Raw genomic sequence first — 22,469 nt, forward strand, 5'->3', positions numbered from 1 at the left:
GGTCCGATCCCTTCTCGTGGTTCGTGGTGGTCAGGCGCCGACGTAGGCGGCGAGGTGCTCCCCGGTCAGGGTGGAGCGGGTGGCGACGAGGTCGGCGGGCGTGCCCTCGAAGACGACCAGGCCGCCGTCGTGGCCGGCGCCGGGTCCGAGGTCGATGATCCAGTCGGCGTGCGCCATGACCGCCTGGTGGTGCTCGATCACGATGACCGACTTCCCCGCGTCGACCAGCCGGTCGAGCAGGCCCAGCAGGTTCTCGACGTCGGCGAGGTGCAGGCCCGTCGTCGGCTCGTCGAGCACGTAGACCGTGCCCTTCTCCCCCATGTGCGTCGCCAGCTTGAGTCGCTGCCGCTCCCCGCCGGACAGCGTCGGCAGCGGCTGGCCGAGGCTGATGTACCCGAGCCCGACGTCGACGAGCCGTGCCAGGACGGCGTGGGCCGCAGGGGTCCGGGCCTCCCCCGCACCGAAGAACTGCTCGGCCTCGGTGACGGACATGGCGAGCACCTCGCTGATGTCCCGGCCTCCCAGGCGGTACTCGAGGACCGAGGCTTGGAAGCGCTTTCCCTCGCACACCTCGCAGACGGTGGCGACGCCGCTCATCATGGCGAGGTCCGTGTAGATGACGCCGGCGCCGTTGCACGCGGGGCACGCGCCCTCGGAGTTGGCGCTGAAGAGTGCCGGCTTCACGCCGTTGGCCTTGGCGAACGCCTTGCGGACCGGCTCCAGCAGCCCGGTGTAGGTCGCCGGGTTGCTGCGCCGGGACCCGCGGATCGCGCCCTGGTCGATCGACACGACGCCGTCGCCGGCGGGGATCGAGCCGTGCACGAGCGAGCTCTTGCCGGAGCCCGCGACTCCGGTGATGACGACCAGGACGCCGAGCGGGACGTCGACGCCGACGTCGCGCAGGTTGTTGGCCGCCGCACCGCGGATCTGGAGCGCGCCGGATGGCGAGCGGACCTCGGGCTTCACCGAGGCGCGGTCGTCGAGGTGCTTGCCGGTCAGGGTCCCGCTGGCCCGCAGCTCCTCGACGGTGCCCTCGAAGCAGACGGTGCCGCCCGCCGTCCCGGCGCCGGGGCCGAGGTCGACGACGCGGTCGGCGATCGTGATCATCTCCGGCTTGTGCTCCACGACGAGCACCGTGTTGCCCTTGTCCCGCAGCTGCAGCAGCAGTTGGTTCATCCGCTGGATGTCGTGCGGGTGCAGACCGATCGACGGCTCGTCGAAGACGTAGGTGACGTCGGTCAGCGACGACCCGAGGTGCCGGATCATCTTGGTGCGCTGGGCCTCTCCCCCGGACAGCGTCCCCGACGACCGGTCCAGTGAGAGGTAGCCGAGACCGATGTCCGTGAACGAGTCGAGCAGGAGCTGCAGCCCGGTCAGCAGGGGCGCGACCGACGGCTCGTCGAGCCCTCGGACCCAGTCGGCGACGTCGCTGATCTGCATCGCGCACACGTCGGCGATGCTCTTGCCCTGGATGGTCGACGAGCGGGCTTCCTTGCTCAGCCGGGTGCCGTCGCAGTCGGGGCACGTCGAGAACGTCACCGCGCGCTCGACGAAGGCGCGGATGTGGGGCTGCAACGCCTCGACGTCCTTGGCCAGGTACGACTTCTGGAGGCGCGGGATCAATCCCTCGTAGGTGAGGTTGATGCCGTCGACCTGGATCTTGGTCGGCTCCTTGTAGAGGAGCGCGTCCAGCTCCCGCTTGGTGTACCTCGCGATCGGCTTGTCGGGGTCGAAGAAGCCGCAGCCCCGGAAGATCCGGCCGTACCAGCCGTCCATGCTGTAGCCGGGGATCGTCAGCGCGTTCTCGTTCAGGGACTTGCTGGCGTCGTAGAGCTGTGTCAGGTCGATGTCGTTGACGGACCCGCGGCCCTCGCAGCGCGGGCACATGCCCCCGAGGATGCTGAAGCTGCGCTTCTCCTTGGTCTCGCGACCCCCGCGCTCGATGGTCACCGCGCCGGCGCCGCTGATCGAGGCGACGTTGAACGAGTAGGCCTGGGGTGGTCCGATGTGGGGGGTCCCGAGCCGGCTGAACAGGATGCGGAGCATCGCGTTGGCGTCCGTGGCGGTGCCGACCGTGGAGCGCGGGTTGGCGCCCATCCGCTCCTGATCGACGATGATCGCCGTCGTCAGACCGTCGAGGACGTCGACGTCGGGGCGTGCCAGCGTCGGCATGAAGCCCTGGACGAAGGCGCTGTACGTCTCGTTGATCATCCGCTGCGAGTCGGCGGCGATCGTGTCGAACACGAGCGAGCTCTTGCCCGAGCCCGAGACGCCGGTGAACACCGTCAGGCGGCGCTTCGGGATCTCGACGCTGATGTCCTTGAGGTTGTTCTCGCGTGCCCCGTGCACGCGGATCAGGTCGTGGCTGTCTGCGGGATGCGGCGTCGTGCTCATCGTGGCTCCCTCGGTGTCGTGGGGGTGCCGGGCGGTCTCGAACTCACCAGCGTCGCTCAGCCGAGCTCGTTGATCCGCAGGAGGTTGCCCGACGGGTCCCGGAACGCGCAGTCGCGCACGCCGTACGGCTGGTCCGTCGGCTCCTGGACGACCTCGGCGCCGCCGGCCTCGAGCCGTGCGAACACGCTGTCGAGGTCGTGGGTCGCCAGGGTGATGGCGGCGTAGCTGCCCTTCGCCATCATCTCGACGATCGTGCGGCGCTCGTCGTCCGTGAGGCCGGGCTCGGCTGCGGGCGGGTGCAGGACGATCGCCGGTGCCGACGGGTCGGCGGGGCCGACCGTGATCCAGCGCAGGCCGTTGTAGCCGACGTCGTTGCGGACCTCGAAGCCGAGGATGTCGCGATAGAACGCCAGGGCGGCGTCCGCGTCGTCGTGCGGGAGGAAGGCGTAGTGGAGGGTGAGGTCCATGACGGTCACGCTAGGTGGGGTTCCGGGGTCCGCGCTTCTCGATTCCTGACCGGTCTGGTCACCTGCTTGGCGACGCACGAGGGCATCCCCTCGGTCACGCCCGCGTGCTCGCGGCGGTAGACGCTCGGGGGCACGCCGACCAGCTCGGTGAAGCGTGTGCTGAACGTCCCGAGGGACGAGCAGCCGACCGCGAAGCAGACCTCGGTGACACTCAGGTCCCCGCGGCGGAGCAGGGACATCGCACGTTCGATGCGGCGGGTCATGAGGTAGGCGTACGGGGACTCGCCGTAGGCGCGTCGGAACTCACGACTGAGGTGCCCGGCCGACATGTGCGCGCCCCGCGCGAGCGCCTCGACGTCCAGGGGCTGGGCGTACTCGCGGTCGATCCGGTCCCGCACGCGTCGCAGACGCACGAGGTCGCTCAGGTGCTGGGCCGTGGCCGGCGTGCTGCTCACCCGCACGATCGTGCCACGCGGCAGCACCGTCCGGCATATAGTTGAAGCATCAACCACAAGGAGCCGCTCCATGCCTGACTACGGACACGAGCTCGTGCTCGGCACCTTCCTGACCCCCGCTGCCGAGAACCCCCAGCAGGTCGTCGCGCTCGCGCAGGCGAGCGAGCGCGCCGGGCTCGACCTCGTGACGTTCCAGGACCACCCGTACCAGCCGGCGTTCCTCGACACATGGACCCTGCTCTCCTGGGTCGCCGCATCGACGGAGCGCATCCACGTCGCGGGCAACGTGCTCAACCTCCCGCTGCGCCCCCCTGCGGTCCTCGCACGCGCCGCGGCGAGCCTCGACCTGCTGTCGGGCGGCCGGTTCGCGCTGGGCCTCGGCTCCGGGGCGTTCTGGGACGCGATCGTCGCGATGGGGTCCCCGCGGCTCACCCCCGGACAGGGCGTGGACGCACTGGACGAGGCCATCGACATCGTCCGCGGCATCTGGGACACGAACGAGCGGACCCCGCTGCGTGTCCACGGGACCCACCACCGCGTCGACGGGGCCAAGCGCGGCCCGGCGCCAGCCCACGACATCCCCATCTGGGTCGGCGCGTACAAGCCGCGGATGCTCGGTCTCGTGGGCCGCAAGGCGGACGGCTGGCTGCCGAGCCTCGGCTACCTGAAGGACGGAGACCTGGCCGCGGGCAACGCCCGGATCGACGAGGCGGCAGAGGCGGCCGGCCGCGACCCGCGGGAGATCCGCCGCCTGCTCAACCTCGGTGGCGGGTCCTTCTCCGGCGCCGGCTTCCTCCAGGGGCCGCCCGATCGCTGGGTCGAGGACCTGCTCCCGCTCGTCCTGGACGACGGCATCTCGACGTTCATCCTCGGCAGCGACGACCCTGCGGCGATCGCGCGGTTCGGCGAGGAGGTCGCGCCCGTCCTCCGCGACGCCGTGGCCGCGGCGCGCACGGCAGCCGGGACCCGGACGGGCTCGGTCCGCCCCGCCGCACTCCTGGCCAGGCGGCGGGCCGGGATCGACTACGACGGCCTGCCCGACTCGCTCGTCGCGACCGCCGTGGAACCCGGTGACCGCGAGTACGCCCGCGTCCGCTCGTCGTACGTCTACGCGGGCTCCCCCGGGCTCGTCCTGCGACCCCAGGACGCCGAGGCGGTCCGGGACGCGCTCGCCTTCGCGAGAGCGCAGGAGGTGCCCTTCGCGGTGCGCAGCGGGGGGCACGGGATCAGCGGCCGGTCCACCAACGACGGCGGCATCGTGATCGACGTCGGCGCGCTCGACACCGTCGAGGTGCTCGACCGTGAGCAGCGGCTCGTCCGCCTCGGAGCGGGCGCCCGCTGGGGCGACGTGGCGGCCGCGCTGTCGCCGCACGGCCTCGCCATCAGCTCGGGCGACTACGGCGACGTCGGGGTCGGCGGACTCGTCACCGCCGGCGGGCAGGGCTTCCTCGGACGGTCGTACGGGCTCACTCTCGACCATGTGGTCGCCGCCGAGGTCGTCCTCGCGGACGGGCGCCTGGTGCGGACCGACGCCGACCACGAGCCCGACCTGTTCTGGGCAGTGCGCGGCGCGGGCGCGAACGTCGGCATCCTCACCGCCGTGGAGATCGAGGCGGCCGAGGTCGGCGACGTCGTCCACGCGACGATTATCTTCGACGCGACCGACACCGCCCCGTTCGTGCAGGCCTGGGCGGAGCTCGTGGAGTCCGCGCCGCGCGAGCTCACCAGCTTCCTCAGCCTGGTGCCCGCCCGGGGCCAGGACCCCGCCGTCGGGTACACGATCGTCGTCTGGGCGAACGACGACACGGAGGCCGCCGTCGTCGCCCTGGAACGGTTCCTGGACCTGGCACCGGTGCTCCAGCAGCAGGCCCGGCTGGTGCCCTACGCCGCGACGGTCGCCGCCCACCACGGCGAGCACACCGGTGGCTCCGCGCCCGCCACCCGTGGAGGGCTGGTCGAGCACGTGACCCCCGAGCTCGCCGCACTGCTCGCCGGGCTCCTGGCCGGCGGCGACGCCGACATGGTGCAGCTGAGGGCGGTCGGGGCCGCGGTCAACGACGTCGACCCGGCGGCCACCGCCTACGCCCACCGGTCGCAGAACTTCTCGCTCCTCGCCTCCGCCCGGGGCAGCCGCCGCGCCGGGATCGACGCATGGTGGGAGCGGCTCGGACCGCACCTCGACGGGGTCTACCTCAGCTTCGAGACGAACCAGTCCCCCGACCGGCTCGCCCAGGCGTTCCCTCCCGCCACGCTCGCGCGTCTCGGGCGGCTCAAGGCCGTGTACGACCCCGACCACGTGTTCGACGGCAACTTCGGGGTCGCACCGACGCCCGACGAGCCGCGTGCCACGATGGCGACATGAGCACCGACGACATCGCCGACGTCATCGCGCGCGTCGAGCAGCAGGAGCACGACCTCGTCTTCGCGACCTTCACCCACGACGACGCCTGGCGCCTCGGCTGCCTGCTCGTCGAGATCGCCCAGGAGCGCGACCTGCCGGTCACCGTGGACATCCGCCGCGGGACCCAGCAGCTCTTCCACGCGGCACGCCCGGGGACGACGCCCGACAACGACAGCTGGGTCGAGCGCAAGGTCCGCGTCGTGGAGAGGTTCGGGGCGTCGTCGTACCTCGTCGGCCTGCGTGCGACGGTCAAGGGCACGACGTTCGCGGCGCAGCACGACCTGCCGCTGCAGCAGTTCGCCGCGCACGGCGGGGCGTTCCCCGTGCGCGTCCGCGACGTCGGCATCGTGGGCGTGGTGACGGTCTCGGGTCTCCCCCAGGCCGACGACCACGCGCTCGTCGTCGAGGCGCTCGTCGCGCACCTCGCCTGAGCCGCCCACAGCCCCCTCGGGCGCGGTGACCACCCACCGATCACCGTGGCCGGGCACCGACTCCCTCGGGTGCGCCCGATCCTGGCGGCATGACGGAGCACGGGTGGTTCGACGAGGACTGGGACGACGGCGACGAGGACGGCCTGTGGGAGACGGTCCCGGGGGCGATGCCTGCCCCACCCGGCGCAGAGCTGCGGTCGGGCAGCGACGCCCTCGCCGTCATGCTCGACCTGGTCGGACCCGAGCGCACCGGAGCGCCCGCGTTCTGGTGCGTCCTGCTCGATGCCGCGGACCGCACCCTTCCTGTCGTGCTGCCCGTCGTCGACGTGCCCATGCGCGCCGACCCCGCCATCGCCCGCAGGCTCGTCGGGGTGCTCGAGGCGGTGCTCCGGGCCGGCGCGCCCGGCGGGTCGGTGGTCGTCGGGCTCGTGCGCGGCGCGGGCGGAGACCTCGGCGCGTTCGAGGCGCAGTGGGTGCCCGCCCTGCGGGACGCCGCGGACGACGCAGGGGTGCGCCTCTGGGCGGTCGTCGCGATCGGCGAACGCCGGGCGCGCGTGCTCGAGTGGTGAGGGCCGGTACGGAGGACTGGCGTCAGGCCGAGGGGGCCGCCTCGTCGATCGCGGCGAGCTGCTCCAGGCTCGGCTCCCAGGCGAGCGACGCGACGTTCGCGCGCAGCTGGTCGGGGGTGCGCGCGCCCGCGATGACGGTCGCGACCGCAGGCTGGGCAGCGAGGCCACCGAGCGCCAGGGTCGGGAGGTCGATGCCCCACGCGCCGGCCAGCGACTCCAGGGCCTCGATCCGGTCGAAGTCGGCGCGCGCGAGACGGTCGGGCATCCGGGTGAGCCGGGTCCCGTCGGGTGCCGCCTCGCCACGCCGGTACTTGCCGGTGAGCAGGCCCGACGCGAGCGGTACGAACGGGATGATCCCGACACCGACCTGCTCCGCTGCCGGGACCAGCTCGGCCTCAGCGCTGCGGTCCAGCAGGTTGTACCGGTTCTGCGCGGACACGAACGGCGTCGCACCGGCCGTGCGGGCGCTCCAGTCGGCGTCCACCACCTGCCAGGCCGCGAAGTTCGAGGACCCGATGTACCGGACCTTGCCCTCGACCACGAGCTCGTGCAGGGCCGCGAGCGTCTCCTCGATGGGTGTCACCGGATCCGGTGCGTGCATCTGCAACAGGTCCACGTGATCGGTGCGCAGCCGGAGCAGGGAGCTCTCGACCGCGCGTCGCACGTAGCGACGCGACCCGCGGACTCCCCAGTCGGGACCGTTCAGCCCACGGGTGTCCATGCCGAACTTGGTCGCGATCACGACGTCGTCGCGGTGGCCGGCCAGGGCGGCGCCCAGCAGCTCCTCGCTCTGACCGGGAACGCCTCCGTAGACGTCCGCGGTGTCGAAGAACGTGATGCCCGCGTCGAGCGCTGCCGCGACCAGCGCCGGGACGTCCTGCGGCGGCAGCGTGGCACCGAACGTGTTGCACCCGAGACCGGCCACGGACACGACGAGGCCGCTGTCCCCGAGCTGTCGAAAAGACATCTCGGCGTCAGTGCGAGAGGCTGGTGGGACGGGCGGGGTCGCATTGCTCACCTGGGCAACCCTAAGCCTCTCCCCCGCACACCAGGTGCATTCACGAGACCTTCACGTCCTCCTGGAACACTGGAGGGGCGACCACCGTTGACACCGGTGGAAGTTCTCACTCTCGACGGCCGTACAACGGCACGGAGGTTCCCCAGATGGCAAACCGGTCCCTGCGCGGCATGCGCATCGGGTCCCACAGCATGGAGACGGAAGATGGCGTCGAGTTCGCCCCCCGCCTCCAGGCTCACTACGACTGCCCCAACGGGCACACCATCATCCTGCCGTTCTCGGTCGAGGCCGACGTGCCGGTGGTGTGGGAGTGCCGTTGTGGCGAGGAGGCGTTGCTCCGTGACGCGTCCAAGCCCGAGGTGAAGGCCGGCAAGCCGCCGCGCACCCACTGGGACATGCTGCTCGAGCGCCGGACCGTCGGAGAGCTCCAGGAGCTTCTCGACGAGCGCCTGGACCTGCTCCGGTCGGGCAAGCTGCGCCGCAGCGCCTGACGGGCGATCAGCCCCGAGATCGACGGAACGCTCCCGCCACACGGCGGGAGCGTTCTGCTATCCCCCACCGGGTCACGCTGAACAGAGCCTCGACGACGATGGCGCGGCTCATCTTGCTCTGACCCAGCTCGCGCTCCACGAACGTGATCGGGACCTCGACCACCCGCGCGCCCGTCCGGACGGCACGCCAGGCCATGTCGACCTGGAAGCAGTAGCCCTGGGAGGCGACGTCGTCCAGGCCGAGCTGCCCGAGCAGCCCCGCGCGGTAGGCGCGGAAGCCGCCCGTCGCGTCGCGCAGCGGGATGCCGAGCACGATCCGCGTGTACGTGTTCGCTCCGCGGGAGAGCACGTGGCGACTGACCGGCCAGTTGAGCACGCTCCCACCGGGCACCCAGCGCGAACCCAGCACGAGGTCGGCGTCGGGGAGCGCGGCCAGGAGCCGCGGGAGGTCCTCGGCCCGGTGCGACCCGTCCGCGTCCATCTCGACGACCACGTCGTACCCGCGCTCCAGCGCCCAGCCGAAGCCGGCCACGTACGCCGTGCCCAGGCCGAGCTTGCCGGCACGGTGCAGCACGTGGACGCGCTGCCGTCCCTCGGCCACCTCGGCGTCCGCAATCTTCTCGGCCAGCTCGCCCGTGCCGTCGGGCGACCCGTCGTCGACGACGAGCACGTCCGCGTCGGGGACGTGCGTGCGCAGGCGGTCCAGTGCGCCGGGCAGGTTCTCGCGCTCGTCGTACGTCGGGACGACGACGAGCACACGCCCCAGGGCCTCGGTCATACGGCTGTCTCGATCCGGTCGGCGCGGCGCACCCGGTGCGCCCCGGCTGCACCGGCGAGCACCACGCACACCGCGAGGGCGTCGATGATCCATGCGGGCCACGAGCCCAGCCTCGTTGCGGGCGTCAGCGTGTCGCGCAGGGGAAGGGTAGCCACCATCTGCTCTGCGGTGAAGAGGCCCGTCTGCTGGCTGACCACCCCGTTGGGGTCGATGACGGCGCTGACGCCGACCGTCGAGATCTGCACGGTCGCCCGGCCGTGCTCGATCGCACGGATCCGGGACATCGCCAGCTGCTGGGTCGACTCGTCCGAGACCCCGAACGACGCGTTGTTCGTCTGGACGACGAGCACCTCTCCGCCGGCCCGGACCGCCTCGCGCACGATGCCGTCGTAGGCGACCTCGAAGCAGATGACGTCGCCGATGCCGACGGTGCGCCCGAGCCGCTCCGAGTCGAGCGGGACGTACCCCGGCTCGGTGCCGGGGAGCATGTCCCGGGTGACCAGGTCCACCGCAGAGGAGAACTGCCGGACGAACGAGCGGATGGGGATGTACTCCGCGAACGGTGCCGGGTGCTGCTTGGTGTACGTCGCGGTGACGCCCACCCCCGGTTCCCACAGGATCGCCGTGTTGTAGCGGCCGCCGGTCGGCGGGTACTCCACGGTCCCGACGAGCATGGGTGCGTCGACGGCCTGCGCTGCGCCGTCGATGAGGTCCGCAGCCGTCTGGTCGACCTGCGGGTCGATGTCGGTCCCGTTCTCCGGCCACAGGACGAGGTCGAGCTCGCCGGGCTCCACCTGGTCGAGCAGCGCGTAGGTGCCCTCGACGTGGTTGTCCAGGACGGCCTGGCGCTGCCCGAACGCGTCGAGGCCGGTGCCGGGCACGTTGCCCTGGACGGCACCGATCCGCAGTCCTCCGCTCTGCGCCTGCGTGTCGAGCGGGATGAGGAGGCCGACGACGAGAACGGCCGCGACGGCCGCCGTCGCGACGACGACCTGACGGATCTCCAGCCGTCGGGCGGCCAGGATGATGCGGGCGAGCAGCACGCCGACGGCCACCACGGCACCGCTCAGCAGCGGGGTGCCCGCCAGGGAGGCGAGCGCCGCGAGGGGCGAGTCGGCCTGGGAGAACGCCAGGCGTCCCCACGGGAAGCCCCCGAACGGCCAGGCCGCGGCCAGCTCCTCGGTCGCGACGAACAGGATCGTGAAGACGACGACCTGCAGCCCGACGCTGCGCCAGACCGCGTTACCCCGCCGTGCCCAGCTCCAGGCGGCACCGAACAGGGCGAAGTACGCCGCTTCGAGCGTGCTCAGCGCGAGCCACGGGACCAGCCCGACGGCCTCGTCGGCCCAGGTGATCAGGGGCAGGAAGAAGGCGAGGCCCCACAGGAGTCCCACGAGTGCGTTCCAGCGCGCGCTGTCGCGTCGCAGGGCGAGGTACAGGAGGGCGACGCCGACGAATGCCGTGCCCCACCAGCCGGGCTCCGGGAATGCGAGACGGGTGAGCAGGCCTCCCGCGACGGCCAGGACGAGAGTCCACCAGCGGGCGGGTTCACGGGCGGGCACCCCTGGAGGGTACGTCAGCGGACTGAGGGCCCGACGACGGGGCCGTGCCACGGTCCGACCGACCGGCCCGCGTGTCCTTCGTACCGGTCGGCGTGCAAGCGCACGGACCGTTGTCTACTGAACACGCGGGCCCGGTCGGAGCCCTCCCCCAACCCTTGCGCTCACAGGCCCTCGACGACGTCGTCGTAGGCATGTCGGCAACGGTGGATCTCCTGAGGAACCTACCGAGATCCTCAGGAGTGTCAAGGCCGCGTCGGTGCAGGTGGGAGCCGTACTCGCAGGTCATCCGCGCACCATCGGTCCCGTCTGACCGGTTCGGCTCGGCGTGTCGCCGCGCGTGTCGTCAGATCCGGTCGAAGCGGGCGGATCCGGTCGGTGGCGACCGGGCGAGAATTCACCCGCTCGAGACGCTCGCCCGTCAGAACGTGTCGTGCAGGACCACGCCGCCGCGGACCGTCCGCAGGCAGACCGGCGCGGCCGAGCCGGGTCCGAGGTCGGGCAGCAGCGGGATGCCTGCGCGGGCGTCCGTGCTCCAGGAAGAGAACTGCCCCTCGGCGGCCTGCACGGTGAGGTCTTCCGCGCGCCACACGGCGAGGTGGGCCGGCGCACCGACGCGCAGCTCACCGGCGCCCGTGTGGTCGAGCCCTGCGACGCGCCAGCCGCCGCGGGTGGAGGCCCGGAACGCCGCTCTCGCGGAGATCCGCTGGTCGACGGCACGGTGCTGGACGGCCGCCCGGACGCCTGCCCACGGGTCGACGGGGGTCACCGGCGAGTCGGACCCGAAGGCGAGCGGCACGCCGGCGGCGGCCAGGTCGGCCAGGGGGTTGAGCGCGGCCGCACGCCCGGCGCCGAGCCGGGTCGCGTACATGCCGTCGGGACCGCCCCAGGCGGCGTCGAACGCGGGCTGCATGCTGAGCTTCACCCCCAGCAGGACGAGCGCGGCGAGCGTCGGGGCGTCGACCATCTCGGCGTGCTCGAGCCGGTGACCCATCCGTGCGATCGCGTCGGGACCCTCCACGTCGACAGCCGCACGCAGCCCGAGCAGGAGCTCGTCCATCGCCCGGTCGCCGATGACGTGGAAGCCGCCCTGCACGCCGGCGCGCGTCACCGCCGTGAGGTGGTTGCAGATCTGCTCGGCGGTCAGGTACAGCACGCCCGAGCTGTCCGGCGCGTCCGTGTACGGCGAGCGGACGGCGGCGGTGTGCGAGCCCAGCGAGCCGTCGATGTTGAGGTCGCCGCCGATGCCCGTCAGGCCCGGGATCGCCGCGAGGATCTCGCGTGCGTCGTCGACCGTGACGCACTGCTCCCCCCGGTACGCGACGAGGTGCGGCAGCCCGCCGGTGGCGTCGGCGGTCAGGTACAGCAGCTCGACCAGCCCGGCGCGGGTGTCGATGGACGGTGCGGAGTGCTCGTGCACGGACACCACGCCGCGGGCGGCGGCGTGCTCGAGCGCCCGCCGGTACAGGGCGGTCCGTCGCTCGGGGCTCACCTGGCGGGCCGCGTCACGCGCGGCGTGGTGGGCGTCCCGCTCGACGCGGCCGTCGTAGCTCCAGCCGGGCAGCCGGTCGAGACCTGCGGCGTCGGACAGCGAGCTCGACACCACCGCGGAGTGCACGTCGACGCGCGCGAGGTAGACGGGCGCGCCACCGGCGGCCGCGTCGAGCTCCTCGCGCGTGGGCGGGCGACCCTCGGGCCACCGCAGCTCGTCCCAGCCGAACCCGAGCACCGGTGCGTCGGACGTCCTGTCCCGCGCGGCCCGGTGCACGGCGTCGAGGGCGTCCGCCAGCGAGTGCACGCCGCCCTCGGGCGACAGGTCGATGGACTCCAGCGCGAGGCCGGTCTCGAGGACGTGCACGTGCGCGTCGACGAAGCCGGGTGCGACGAGCGCCCCGTCGAGGTCGATGACCTCGTCGGCGCGCGACACCATGCCGTCGGCGGTGTCGTCCGCCCCGAGCCAGACGACCGTTCCGTCGTCCACCAGGAGCGCCTCGGCGAAGGGGTCGGCGGCGGAGTGCACCACGCCGTGCCGGTACAGGGTCGAGCTCACAGGGGCACACGATAGGGCAGGGCGGCCCGACAAAGCGTGCCGAACCGGACGAGCGCCCGGGTGAAGGGCGTCACGCTAGACCGAGGAGTACGCGACGACCCCACGCCGCAGCGCGTCGACCGCCTGCCGCGCGGTGTCCCGCAGGCGTTGGTGCGGTGCCGCCTGGGAGACCTGGTCGAGCACGTCGATGACCTGTTTGCACCAGCGCACGAAGTCCCCCGCCGAGAGCTCACCGCCCTTGAGGACGGCGTCGAGGCTGCGTCCGGCGGCCCACCGGTGCACCGCCTCGACCAGGCCCGCGTCGAGCGGCTGGATGGTCTCCACCTTGTGCGCGGTCTCGAGGTCGTCCAGCTCCGACCAGGCGCGGACGCACCCGTCGAGCGCGACGCCGAGCCGGCTGTTCGGGCCACCAGGGATACGTGGCTCGCCCTGGTCGTCGCGGCGCGAGCGGTACACGAGCGTCGAGACGACGGCGGCCAACCCGGGAGCGTCGAGCTCGTCGAAGACGCCGCGGCGCAGGCACTCCGCGAGCAGCAGGTCGTTCTCCGCGTACAGCCGGCGCAGCCACCGCCCGTCGTCGGTGACCTGGAGTGCGGTGCGGCCGGCGTCGTCGGTCGTCGTGGCCAGGTAGCCGAGCCGGAGCAGGATGTCGCAGATGCGGTCGAAGACTGCGGCGATCGAGCCCGTCCGTCCGGCGATGCGTGCGACCAGGGCATCGTGCTCCCCCGCCAGGCGCGCCCAGCGCTCCGCCCAGCGGGCGTGCTCCTCGCGGTCCGGACAGCTGTGGCACGGGTGTGCGCGCAGTCTCCGGCGCAGGGCCGCGATCTCGGCGTCGTCCTGTGCCGCCCGCCGGCCACCCTTCGGCCGGTCCTTGCGCGTGGGCCCCGTGCTGGTGCCGACCGAGGACCGCAGGGCGGCGGCGAGGTCGCGACGGGAGGCGGGCACCCGCGCGGTGAAGCCCTTCGGCACGCGCAGGAAGCCCACGGTGCTCACGCCGGTCCCGACGTCCGCGACGGTGAGCTTGCGCACCTGGCGGTCGACGGTGAGGACCGTGGGCTTCGGCCCGTCGAAACCTGCTGCGCCGCCCGGGTCGATGACGACCGCGTGCCCGGACCGTCGTCCGACCGGGATCTCCAGCACGTCACCGACCCGCAGGCCCTCCAGCGTGCGGGCGACCTCGGCTCGGCGGGCGGATGCCTCGGCCTTGGTCAGGTCCTTCTCGCGCGCGGTGATCTGACGCCGCAGGTCCGCGTACTCCGCGAAGTCGCCCAGGTGGCACACCATCGCGCGGGCGTACCCCTCCAGGGCCTCTGCGTGCCCCTGTGCCTGCCGCGCGAGGCCGACCACGCCCCGGTCGGCCTGGAACTGCGCGAAGGACGTCTCCAGCACGTCCCGAGCGCGGTCCCGACCCACCTGCGCGACGAGGTTGACGGCCATGTTGTACGTCGGCCGGAAGCTCGACCGCAGTGGGTACAGCCGCTTGGACGCCAGCCCGGCGAGCTGCACCGGGTCGAGGCCGGGGTGCGCGACGACGACCGCGTGGCCCTCCGTGTCGATCCCTCGCCGTCCCGCCCGTCCGGTCAGCTGCGTGTACTCCCCCGGCGTGACGTCGACGTGGTTCGACCCGTCCCACTTGACCAGCTTCTCCATGACCACGGACCGCGCCGGCATGTTGATGCCGAGCGCGAGCGTCTCGGTGGCGAACACGACCTTGACCAGCCCGCGGGAGAACAGGTCCTCCACCGTCTCCTTGAACAGCGGCAGCATCCCGGCGTGGTGCGCGGCGACACCGCGCTGCAGCGCATCGCTGAACTCCCAGTACCCGAGCACGTCCAGGTCCTCGGGCGGGACGGCGGCGCAGCGTTCCTCCACGATCCGTCGGATCTCGGAGACCTCGGCCGGGGTGGTCAGCCGCACACCGGCGGCGAGGCACTGCTGCACGGCGCCCTGGCACCCGGCCCGCGAGAAGATGAAGACGATCGCCGGGAGCAGGCCGTCGCGGTCCAGCGCGTCCACGACCGCGAACCTCGGCGTCGGACGGCCTCCGCCAGGACGCGCGCCGGGACGCTGTCGTCCGCCTCGGTCGCGCGGACCGCGCCGTGGCTGGCCGACCTCCTCGCGGTTGCTGCGCCGGAGCAGGTGGGTCAGGTCGGGGTTGATCGGTGGGTCGACCCCGGGAGCGGTCGGGTCCACGTGGCCCGCGTACAGGTCCAGCAGCTCGCCGTGCACGAGGACGTGCTGGCCCAACGGGACCGGCCGGTGCTCGCTGACCACGACGGTCGTGTCGCCGCGCACGGTGGCCAGCCAGTCGCCGAACTCCTCCGCGTTGGACACGGTGGCGGACAGCGAGACCAGCTGGACGTCGTCGGTGAGGTGGATGATCACCTCTTCCCAGACCGGGCCCCGGAACCGGTCGGCGAGATAGTGCACCTCGTCCATGACGACGAACCCGAGGCCCTGGAGCGTCGTCGAGCCCGCGTAGAGCATGTTGCGCAGGACCTCGGTCGTCATGACGACCACCGGGGCGTCGCCGTTGATCGTGGTGTCCCCCGTGAGCAGACCCACCTGGTCCGCGCCGTACCGGCGCACCAGGTCGGAGTACTTCTGGTTGGACAGGGCCTTGATCGGCGTGGTGTAGAAGGCCTTGCGGCCCGACGCGAGCGCGAGGTGCACCGCGAACTCCCCGACCACGGTCTTGCCCGCGCCGGTCGGGGCGGCGACCAGCACGCCGCTCCCCCGCTCCAGCGCCTGGCACGCGTCGACCTGGAACTCGTCCAGCGGGAAGCCCAGCAGCTCGCGGAACTGGCCGAGCTCGCTGCGGTCGATCTCGGCCCGGCGCCTGGCCGCGGCGTAGCGCTCGGCCGGTGAGGGTTCAGCGGGCGGCGTGCTCACGCTCGGCGACGAGGACGGCGGGACGGATCTCCGGGAGCGGGATACCACCTGCACACCCTAGGCACACCACTGCGTGCCGCACGCTCGCGGCGCGCTCAGCAGAGGACGGACAGCGCGCCCGGGTCGACGGTGACCCGCAGCGGCAGCGGGCCGATGCGCTCGCCGTCCGCGAACGCCACGGGCGGCACCGGTCCGAGGTCCGTGATCGGCTCGATCAGGACCGAGCGGCTGCGACGCACGTCGACCGAGGGGTGGCCGATGTGCTTGCCCTGGTAGAGGCCCGGGAAGATCTTCACGACCCCCGGCTTGGAGAACGGACCCGCGACGACGACGTCGAGCAGCCCGTCGTCGATCACCGCGTCGGGCGCGATCTTCACGCCGCCGCCGATCCACGGGACGTTGGCGACCGCGACGAGCGTGCCGGCCGACTCCCACACCGAGTCGTCGAGCGTCACGCGGTACCCGTAGGGCCGGAACCGGCCGAGCTCCGCCGCCAGGGCGCGCACGTAGCGACCGGACCCCTTGGGCCAGGTCATCTCGTTCGCGCGCGCGTTGATCGCGGCGTCGAAACCGCAGGACAGGACCCCGAGGTACCACTCGTGCGCCGCGTGCACCGGCGAGCCGACCCGGACGGCGTCCACGCGGCGCGGTCCGTCGAGCAGCCCGTGCTCGATGGCCGCCACCGAGGCCTGCACGTCGCCGCGCGGGAGGGCGAGGGTGCGGGCGATGTCGTTGCCGGTCCCCGCGGCGACGATGCCGAGCGGCAGGCCGGTGCCCGCGACGACGTTCACGCCCAAGTGCACCATCCCGTCGCCGCCGACCACGACGAGCGCGTCGAGGCCCTGGACCGCCGCCGCGCGCGCCCGGTCCGTCGCCTGCGCGAGCGTGGAGGCCGACAGGTCCTCGACCTTGTGATCGCGTGCCCGCAGGAGCTCGTGCGCCTGACGACCCGCTTGCGTGCCGCGACCCTTGCCCGCGGTCGGGTTGACGACCAGGCCGAGGTGGATCACGCGGTGCCTGGCTCGTCGACCATCGTGCCGTCCAGCCGCGGCAGCCCGGCCGCGACCCGTTTCCGGTCGACGCGCCGGTCGTGCAGGACGCAGACGCCGAGGGCCAGGAAGTACAGCGCGCTCATCGGGATGGCGACGGCGAGCATGGTGATCGCGTCCGGGGTCGGGGTCACGATCGCGGCGAACACGAACGACAGCAGGACCGCCCACCGCCAGCCCTTGCGCCAGGTCGCCGCCGTGCCGATCCCCGCGAAGTTGAGCGCGACCATGATGATCGGCAGCAGGAAGGCGATCCCGAACGCGAGCATGATCCGCATGACGAACCCGAGGTACGTCTGGGCGTCGATGATGTTCGTCGCGCCCGACGGGGTGAACTCGGTGAGCAACCGGACCGCGTTGGGCAGCACCCACCACGCCATGAAGGCGCCCGCGAGGAACAGGGGCACAGCGACCGCCACGAAGCCGATCGCGTAACCGCGCTCGCGCCGCGTCAGCCCGGGCGTCACGAACGCCCAGAACTGGTACAGCCACCAGGGGCTGGACAGGATGATGCCGAGGAAGAACGAGACCTTGACCATCATGTCGAACGACGTCGCGATACCGGCGAAGTTCAACGTGATGAGGTCGTCACGCTCGGCGGCGACGAGCTCGATGGGCCGCTGGAGCGCCTCGAACACGGGGGTGTAGAGGAACCAGCCGATGACCGCGCCGACCACGACGCCGATCGCGGCGAGGAACACACGTCGGCGCAGCTCGACCAGATGGGCGCGCAGCGGCATCCGGCCGCCGGGTTCATCCCCGCGGCGAGCATTCACGTGCGGGTCAGACCTTCGGCGGGGCGTTGCCCTCGGACGGCGCCTCGACGGGCCGGACCGGGGTCACGTACTGGGGCTCGACCGTAGGGGGAATGGCAGGCGGGGCGCCGACGGCCGTCACACCGGGCGGGGCCACCGGCGGGGTCGCGGTCGTCGTGGTCGCGGGGGCGTCGTCGTCCCGCAGGTCCTTGACCTCGTGCTTGAAGATCTTCATGGACTGGCCGACGCTCTTGGCCAGGTCCGGCAGGCGCTTCGCGCCGAACAGCAGGACGACCACGAGCAGCACGATGACCACGTGCCAGGCGCTGATGTTTCGCAACACGTCAGGTCCTCCGTCGGAATCTCGATGACCGGGTGATAGTACCTGCGTCACCTGGGGATCGGGTGCAGACCGCTACCGCCAGAACGCCTGCCACCGGAGCCGCGTGGCGACGTGCCGCTCCGCACGCTCCGCCCGGCGGGCTGCGGCGGCCTCGCGGAGCTCGTCGAGCCGAGCCCGCAGGACGTCCCGGTCGGCGAACAGGGTCGGACCGGTCTCGCGCGTCCCGGCGGCCGCCTGGAGCTCGTCCACTCGCTCGGCCAGCTGCGCCGTGACGTCGGCGGCGCGCGACAGCTCGCGGCCGAGCGCGACCGTGGACCGCCACAGGCTGCGGCCGAGCAGGAACGCGCCCCCGAGGGTCGCCAGGACCAGGACGGTCCAGACCGAGAACCAGAGCATCGTCAGATCGTCTCCCCGTACGCACGCAGCGCGGACCGTGCGGCCGCGGCGACCTCCTGCGCGATGCGCGCCGGCCGGATCTCGAGCACGTCGTCGGCCACCTGCAGCACGAGGTGGCGCAGCCAGGCGTGCTGGACCACCCGCACGTCCATCTCGAACGTCCCGTCCTCGAGGTTGCGGACCGCGTCCACCGGCGTGGTCTCCGCGACCCACCGTGCCTGGCTGGTCAGGTGCAGGGTCACCAGCTCGCCTTCGGGGCCCGGCGAGAAGACCTCGGCACCGGCCGGGACCTCGTGGTCCTCGGCGTCGGTGTCGAGCACCTCGGCGGACAGCACACGGTCCACCCGGAAGAGGCGCTCACCGTCGACGAGCAGGCACCAGGCGAGCAGGTACGAGCGCTCGTCGTCGGTGACGAGCCGGAGCGGGTCGACATCGCGCTCCGTCGTCACGTCGGAGGCGTTCACGTACCGCAGGTGCAGCCGGCGACCGTGGCGGAGGGCCGTCGCGACCGCTGCCGCGACGTCCGGGGCGGCGTCGACCGCGAGCTGCACGTCCACCGCGGCCGCGGCGTCGCCGGTCGCCGCCGTGAGCTTGGCGAGCGCGGACCGCAGCACCTGCGCCCGTTCCGGGTCCATCGCGTCGCCGAGCGCCGCGTCCACGGCACGCAGCGCGGCGACGAGGGCCACCGCCTCCCGTGCCCCGAGGCGCAGCGGCCGGGTCATCCCGCGCGACTCGGTGAGCCGCACGACACCCTGCTCGTAGGAGGCGGCGTCGAAGTCGATGAGGTCGTGCGGGTAGTAGCCCGGTGTGCCGGTGACCCACAGGGTGTCGATGTCGTCCATGACCTGGCGGGTGGTCACCCCGAACTGCTCGGCGATCGCCTCCACCGGGACGCCCTCGTGGCGGTCCAGGTAGGTGATCATCCCGAGCATCCGCAGGAGCCGGTCGCTCGCCCGCTCAGCCATCGGAACCGACTCCCTGGTCGAGCGTCGCCGCGGTGCGCAGCAGGTGCAGGACCGACTGCCGCAGCCCTGCCGGCGCGAGGACGACGACCGCGTCGCCGTACCCGACCAGCTCCTCGGCGAGCTCCCACTCGGCGCGGAACGGCACGTGGACGACGTCGCGGTGCTCGAGGAGGGGGTCCGCCGACCAGTCGGGCTCGCCCGGGGGTGCGGGCACCGCACGCGCCCGGGGGGCGCTCGCGCGTTCCGGCAGGATCGCGAGCGTGGCGACGCGCTCCGGCCCGCTCCCCCACGTCTGGAGCGCGTCCGCGAGCTCCTGCGCGGACGGGGCCGTGAACGAGCCGGGCTCGCCGAGCGTCCGGACCGCGCCCTCGATCCGGCTCAGCCGGAACGACCGGCTGGCGTCCCGGTCCCGGTCGCGGCCCACGAGCACCCAGCCGCCGCGGCGCGCGAGCAGCTTCCACGGCTCGACGGTGCGCTCGCGGACCTCGCCCGTCGTGGCCGCGCGGTACGTGAACCGGACCGCCTGCCGCGCCTGGACCGCGTCGACCAGCGGGCCGAACGCGCCACCCCCCGCGCGTACGCGGGGTGCGAGGCCGGCCACCAGGTCGGTCGACTCCGGAGCCTCGCCGACCGCGCGGAGCTTCGTGAGCGCCCGGGTGGTGTCGGCGCGGACCGCCTGGTCCTGCCATACCTGGGCGGCCATCGCGAGGACGCCCAGCTCGGCCGCCGTCAGCTCGAGGGGGGGCAGCGCGTACGAGTCCAGGTCGACCCGGTAGCCGATGTCGTCGCCGTGCCCGGCGTCCGTCACGGTGAGGATCGGGATACCGAGGTCACGCAGGGTGTCCTTGTCCCGCTCGAACATCCGCTCGAAGGCGTCGTCGGAGGGGGCTTCCTGGTACCCGGCGACGCTGGTGCGCACCTGCTCCTTCGTCATGCGCCCGGCGGTGTTGACCAGGGCGATGACGAGGTTGAGCAGGCGCTCTGCGGGGGCGATCTGGGCGGCCATCGAGGACCACCGTAGTGGCCGGTAGCGTGGGCGCGTGATCACGTGGCGTGCGGGTGTCGTGGTGTCGCTCGGGGCCACGTGGCCCGGCGCCGCCGAGGTGACGGTCGAGCTGGAGGCTCCCGTCGGCACCGCGACGGCCGGTGACACGGTCCGCGCGCTGGCGTTCCCGTCCCTCGTGGGGAGCCCGGAGATCGGCGACCGGGTGCTCCTGAACGTCTCCGCCCTCGCGCGCGGCCTCGGCACCGGCGGCTACGCGCTCGTCATCGCGCTGCCCGACCGCACGCCCCCCGACCCGCCCGCCGGGCCGGGACACCTGGTCAAGGCGCGCTACACGCCGCTGCAGGCCATGGTGCTCGGCGTCGACGACCAGGAGTCACCGCACCACGAGACCCTGCGCGACGCCGACGACCTCGCCGGTCTGCCGGTCGTCGTCGCCGACCTGCACTCGGCGCTGCCCGCGATCGTCGCCGGTGCCCGCTTCGCCGCCGACCGCGCGGGACGCCCGATGCCGCGCGTCGCGTACGTGATGACCGACGGCGGCGCCCTGCCCGCGTGGTTCTCGCGCACGGTCGCCGGGCTGCGCTCCGCCGGGTGGATCGAGGCGTGCATCACCACCGGGCAGTCGTTCGGCGGTGACCTGGAGGCGGTCACGGTGCACACCGGGCTGCTCGCGGCGCGGCACGTCGTGGGCGCCGACGTCGTCGTCGTCGCGCAGGGTCCGGGCAACCTGGGCACGGGGACCCGGTGGGGCTTCTCGGGCGTCGCGGCCGGCGAGGCCGTGAACGCGATCGGCGTCCTCGGCGGTCGTCCGGTCGCCTCCCTGCGCGTCTCGGGGGCCGACCAGCGCGAACGCCACCTCGGCGTGTCGCACCACTCGTTGACGGCGTACGGACGGGTCGCGCTCGCCCCCGCCGACGTGGTCGTCCCGCTGCTCGACGGGGACCTCGGGGTCCGGGTCCGCGAGCAGGCCGCACCCCTGGGGCGGCGGCACCGGCTCGTCGAGATCCCGGCGGGTGCCGACCTGCGCAGCGCGCTCGGCGGCTCCCCGGTCCGCCTGTCGACGATGGGACGCGGCCTCGACCAGGACCCGGAGGCGTTCCTCGCGGCCGCCGCGGCCGGGGTGCACGCGGCCGACGCGTAGGGCTCAGTCGTCCCGGGGCGTGGCCGTGTGCAGCGCGACCAGCGTCGCCAGCCGGCGCGCCTCGGCGTCCGCGAAGTCGCCGTCGGCCCGCTGGATCCCCATCACGGCGAGGGTGTCGCCGTCGGACAGGTCGAGCTGGACCCACGGCCGGCCGGACCCGAACCGCACGGACACGATCTCGGCCCACTCGAGCCGCCGGGTGAACAGGAGGTTCCGCACCGTCAGGCCCTCGTCGTCGACCTTCGCCGCGACGGACGCCTGCCGCCAGAGGAACCAGGCGATCAGCCCGCCGACCAGCGCGAACCCGATGCGGTCGCCGGTCGAGAGCACGGACATGGCCAGCATGATCGCGACGGTGGACGCGAGGACGAGGACCGCGAGGGCGATCGTCACCACCCGCGCGAACCGCGGCCGGAACGGAGCCGTGAGCTCGTCCACCGCCGGACCGCTCAGAGCCGGCACGCGTGGATCGACGTCACGAGGATCGCGCGCGCACCGATGTCGTACAGGGAGTCCATGACCCGGTTGGTCTGGTCCCGCCTGACCATCGCCCGCACGGCCGCCCAGTCGCGGTTGTGCAGCGGCGAGACGGTCGGCGACTCCAGGCCCGGGGTGATCGCGACGGCCGCGTCGACGAGCCCGAGCGGCACGTCGTAGTCCATGAGCACGTACTCGCGCGCCGTCAGCACCCCCTGGATGCGGCGCGTGAGCACGTCGAGGCCTGCGGGCTCGTCGCCGTCGGCACGTCGCACGAGCACGGCCTCGGAGCGCAGGATCGGCTCGGCGAAGATCTCCAGCCCGGCCGCCCGCAGCGTGGTCCCGGTCTCGACGACGTCCGCGATCACGTCGGCGACACCCAGCTTGATGGCGGACTCGACGGCACCGTCCAGACGGACGACCCCCGCCGGCTCGATGCCGAGCGAACGCAGGTACGCCCGCACGAGCACGGGGTACGACGTCGCGACGCGGCGGTCGCCGACCTGCTTGACGTCGGTCCACTCGCCCGCGGTCCCGGCGAACCGGAACGTCGAGCGCGCGAAACCGAGCGGCAGGTGCTCGACCGCGGCGGACTCCGAGTCGAGCATCAGGTCGCGGCCGGTGATGCCGACGTCGACCGTCCCCGCGCCCACGTACACGGCGATGTCGCGGGGGCGCAGGAAGAAGAACTCGACGTCGTTGTCCGGGTCGGGCAGGACGAGCTCGCGGGAGTCGCGACGCTGCCGGTACCCGGCCTCCCTGAGCATCTCGACGGCGGGCTCCGACAGGGAGCCCTTGTTCGGGACGGCGATCCTCAGCACGGTCGTTCTCC

Annotated in this window: 21 protein-coding genes; 5 read left to right on the plus strand and 16 right to left on the minus strand. The window is 72.9% G+C overall.

What is annotated here, in order from left to right; all coding sequences use genetic code 11:
- Nucleotides 1-30 precede the first annotated feature (30 nt).
- From ASF78_RS01605 to ASF78_RS01615, 3 genes are read right to left on the minus strand one after another with little or no spacing between them, the layout of a single operon-like run.
- On the minus strand, nt 31-2,394 hold the full coding sequence (locus ASF78_RS01605; RefSeq protein ID WP_056584110.1) for an excinuclease ABC subunit UvrA: 2,364 nt from the start codon (nt 2,392-2,394) through the stop codon (nt 31-33).
- Between the two features lie 56 nt (nt 2,395-2,450).
- Nucleotides 2,451-2,861 (minus strand): VOC family protein, encoded by a 411-nt coding sequence (locus ASF78_RS01610; RefSeq protein ID WP_056587910.1) that lies wholly within the window; start codon nt 2,859-2,861, stop codon nt 2,451-2,453.
- Nucleotides 2,862-2,866: 5 nt separating this feature from the next.
- The gene (locus ASF78_RS01615; RefSeq protein ID WP_056587913.1) at nt 2,867-3,316 is read right to left on the minus strand and encodes a helix-turn-helix transcriptional regulator; all 450 of its coding nucleotides are present in this window, start codon (nt 3,314-3,316) and stop codon (nt 2,867-2,869) included.
- A gap of 70 nt (nt 3,317-3,386) precedes the next feature.
- Here ASF78_RS01615 and ASF78_RS01620 point away from each other — a divergent pair, with 70 nt between their 5' ends.
- The 3 genes from ASF78_RS01620 to ASF78_RS01630 all read left to right on the plus strand — a co-directional run bounded on the left by ASF78_RS01620 (nt 3,387) and on the right by ASF78_RS01630 (nt 6,717).
- Nucleotides 3,387-5,678, plus strand: a complete 2,292-nt coding sequence (locus ASF78_RS01620) for an LLM class flavin-dependent oxidoreductase (RefSeq protein WP_056584113.1) — start codon at nt 3,387-3,389, stop codon at nt 5,676-5,678.
- Nucleotides 5,675-6,148, plus strand: coding sequence for a heme-degrading domain-containing protein (locus tag ASF78_RS01625; protein WP_056584115.1), 474 nt, complete (start codon nt 5,675-5,677; stop codon nt 6,146-6,148). Before ASF78_RS01620 ends, ASF78_RS01625 begins: the two co-directional genes overlap by 4 nt.
- An 89-nt stretch (nt 6,149-6,237) precedes the next feature.
- Nucleotides 6,238-6,717 (plus strand): hypothetical protein, encoded by a 480-nt coding sequence (locus ASF78_RS01630; protein WP_056584117.1) that lies wholly within the window; start codon nt 6,238-6,240, stop codon nt 6,715-6,717.
- Between the two features lie 22 nt (nt 6,718-6,739).
- Here the strand turns inward: ASF78_RS01630 and ASF78_RS01635 are convergent, their stop codons facing one another.
- Nucleotides 6,740-7,684 carry an aldo/keto reductase gene (locus ASF78_RS01635; protein ID WP_056584119.1) on the minus strand — a complete coding sequence of 315 codons (945 nt, stop codon included), beginning with the start codon at nt 7,682-7,684 and terminating at the stop codon, nt 6,740-6,742.
- 197 nt (nt 7,685-7,881) lie between these two features.
- On the opposite strand from ASF78_RS01635, the gene ASF78_RS01640 reads away from it, so the two are divergent.
- Nucleotides 7,882-8,226 carry an RNA polymerase-binding protein RbpA gene (locus ASF78_RS01640; RefSeq protein ID WP_055914529.1) on the plus strand — a complete coding sequence of 115 codons (345 nt, stop codon included), beginning with the start codon at nt 7,882-7,884 and terminating at the stop codon, nt 8,224-8,226.
- A gap of 7 nt (nt 8,227-8,233) precedes the next feature.
- On the opposite strand, the gene ASF78_RS01645 is transcribed toward ASF78_RS01640, so the two are convergent.
- The 10 genes from ASF78_RS01645 to ASF78_RS01690 all read right to left on the minus strand — a co-directional run bounded on the left by ASF78_RS01645 (nt 8,234) and on the right by ASF78_RS01690 (nt 20,019).
- A complete protein-coding gene (locus ASF78_RS01645) occupies nt 8,234-9,004 on the minus strand; it encodes a polyprenol monophosphomannose synthase (protein ID WP_056584122.1) in 771 nt (256 codons plus the stop codon).
- Nucleotides 9,001-10,566, minus strand: coding sequence for an apolipoprotein N-acyltransferase (gene lnt / locus ASF78_RS01650; RefSeq protein ID WP_056584125.1), 1,566 nt, complete (start codon nt 10,564-10,566; stop codon nt 9,001-9,003). The genes ASF78_RS01645 and lnt overlap by 4 nt, the downstream gene beginning before the upstream one ends.
- Before the next feature lie 418 nt (nt 10,567-10,984).
- Complete coding sequence (locus ASF78_RS01655) at nt 10,985-12,613, minus strand: amidohydrolase (RefSeq protein WP_056584128.1); 1,629 nt, start codon at nt 12,611-12,613, stop codon at nt 10,985-10,987.
- Nucleotides 12,614-12,688: 75 nt separating this feature from the next.
- Nucleotides 12,689-15,505 (minus strand): RNA helicase, encoded by a 2,817-nt coding sequence (locus ASF78_RS01660; protein WP_235518343.1) that lies wholly within the window; start codon nt 15,503-15,505, stop codon nt 12,689-12,691.
- A 95-nt stretch (nt 15,506-15,600) separates the two neighbouring features.
- Nucleotides 15,601-16,515, minus strand: coding sequence for a diacylglycerol kinase family protein (locus tag ASF78_RS01665; RefSeq protein ID WP_056584130.1), 915 nt, complete (start codon nt 16,513-16,515; stop codon nt 15,601-15,603).
- Nucleotides 16,512-17,294, minus strand: a complete 783-nt coding sequence (gene tatC / locus ASF78_RS01670; RefSeq protein ID WP_056584133.1) for a twin-arginine translocase subunit TatC — start codon at nt 17,292-17,294, stop codon at nt 16,512-16,514. The genes ASF78_RS01665 and tatC overlap by 4 nt, the downstream gene beginning before the upstream one ends.
- Nucleotides 17,295-17,337: 43 nt before the next feature.
- On the minus strand, nt 17,338-17,652 hold the full coding sequence (gene tatA / locus ASF78_RS01675) for a Sec-independent protein translocase subunit TatA (RefSeq protein ID WP_082494744.1): 315 nt from the start codon (nt 17,650-17,652) through the stop codon (nt 17,338-17,340).
- Nucleotides 17,653-17,724: 72 nt separating this feature from the next.
- Nucleotides 17,725-18,048 (minus strand): hypothetical protein, encoded by a 324-nt coding sequence (locus ASF78_RS01680; protein WP_056584136.1) that lies wholly within the window; start codon nt 18,046-18,048, stop codon nt 17,725-17,727.
- Nucleotides 18,049-18,050: 2 nt separating this feature from the next.
- The gene (locus ASF78_RS01685; protein ID WP_056584139.1) at nt 18,051-19,013 is read right to left on the minus strand and encodes a YafY family protein; all 963 of its coding nucleotides are present in this window, start codon (nt 19,011-19,013) and stop codon (nt 18,051-18,053) included.
- On the minus strand, nt 19,006-20,019 hold the full coding sequence (locus ASF78_RS01690; RefSeq protein WP_056584142.1) for a YafY family protein: 1,014 nt from the start codon (nt 20,017-20,019) through the stop codon (nt 19,006-19,008). Before ASF78_RS01690 ends, ASF78_RS01685 begins: the two co-directional genes overlap by 8 nt.
- Before the next feature lie 34 nt (nt 20,020-20,053).
- On the opposite strand from ASF78_RS01690, the gene ASF78_RS01695 reads away from it, so the two are divergent.
- Nucleotides 20,054-21,160, plus strand: coding sequence for a DUF3866 family protein (locus tag ASF78_RS01695; protein ID WP_056584144.1), 1,107 nt, complete (start codon nt 20,054-20,056; stop codon nt 21,158-21,160).
- Nucleotides 21,161-21,163: 3 nt separating this feature from the next.
- Here the strand turns inward: ASF78_RS01695 and ASF78_RS01700 are convergent, their stop codons facing one another.
- A complete protein-coding gene (locus ASF78_RS01700; protein ID WP_235518344.1) occupies nt 21,164-21,622 on the minus strand; it encodes a PH domain-containing protein in 459 nt (152 codons plus the stop codon).
- Nucleotides 21,610-22,458 (minus strand): ATP phosphoribosyltransferase, encoded by an 849-nt coding sequence (gene hisG / locus ASF78_RS01705; protein WP_056584147.1) that lies wholly within the window; start codon nt 22,456-22,458, stop codon nt 21,610-21,612. Before hisG ends, ASF78_RS01700 begins: the two co-directional genes overlap by 13 nt.
- Nucleotides 22,459-22,469 lie beyond the last annotated feature (11 nt).

It is taken from the genome of Cellulomonas sp. Leaf334, assembly GCF_001424195.1.
In the GTDB taxonomy this organism is placed as follows: Bacteria; Actinomycetota; Actinomycetes; order Actinomycetales; family Cellulomonadaceae; genus Cellulomonas.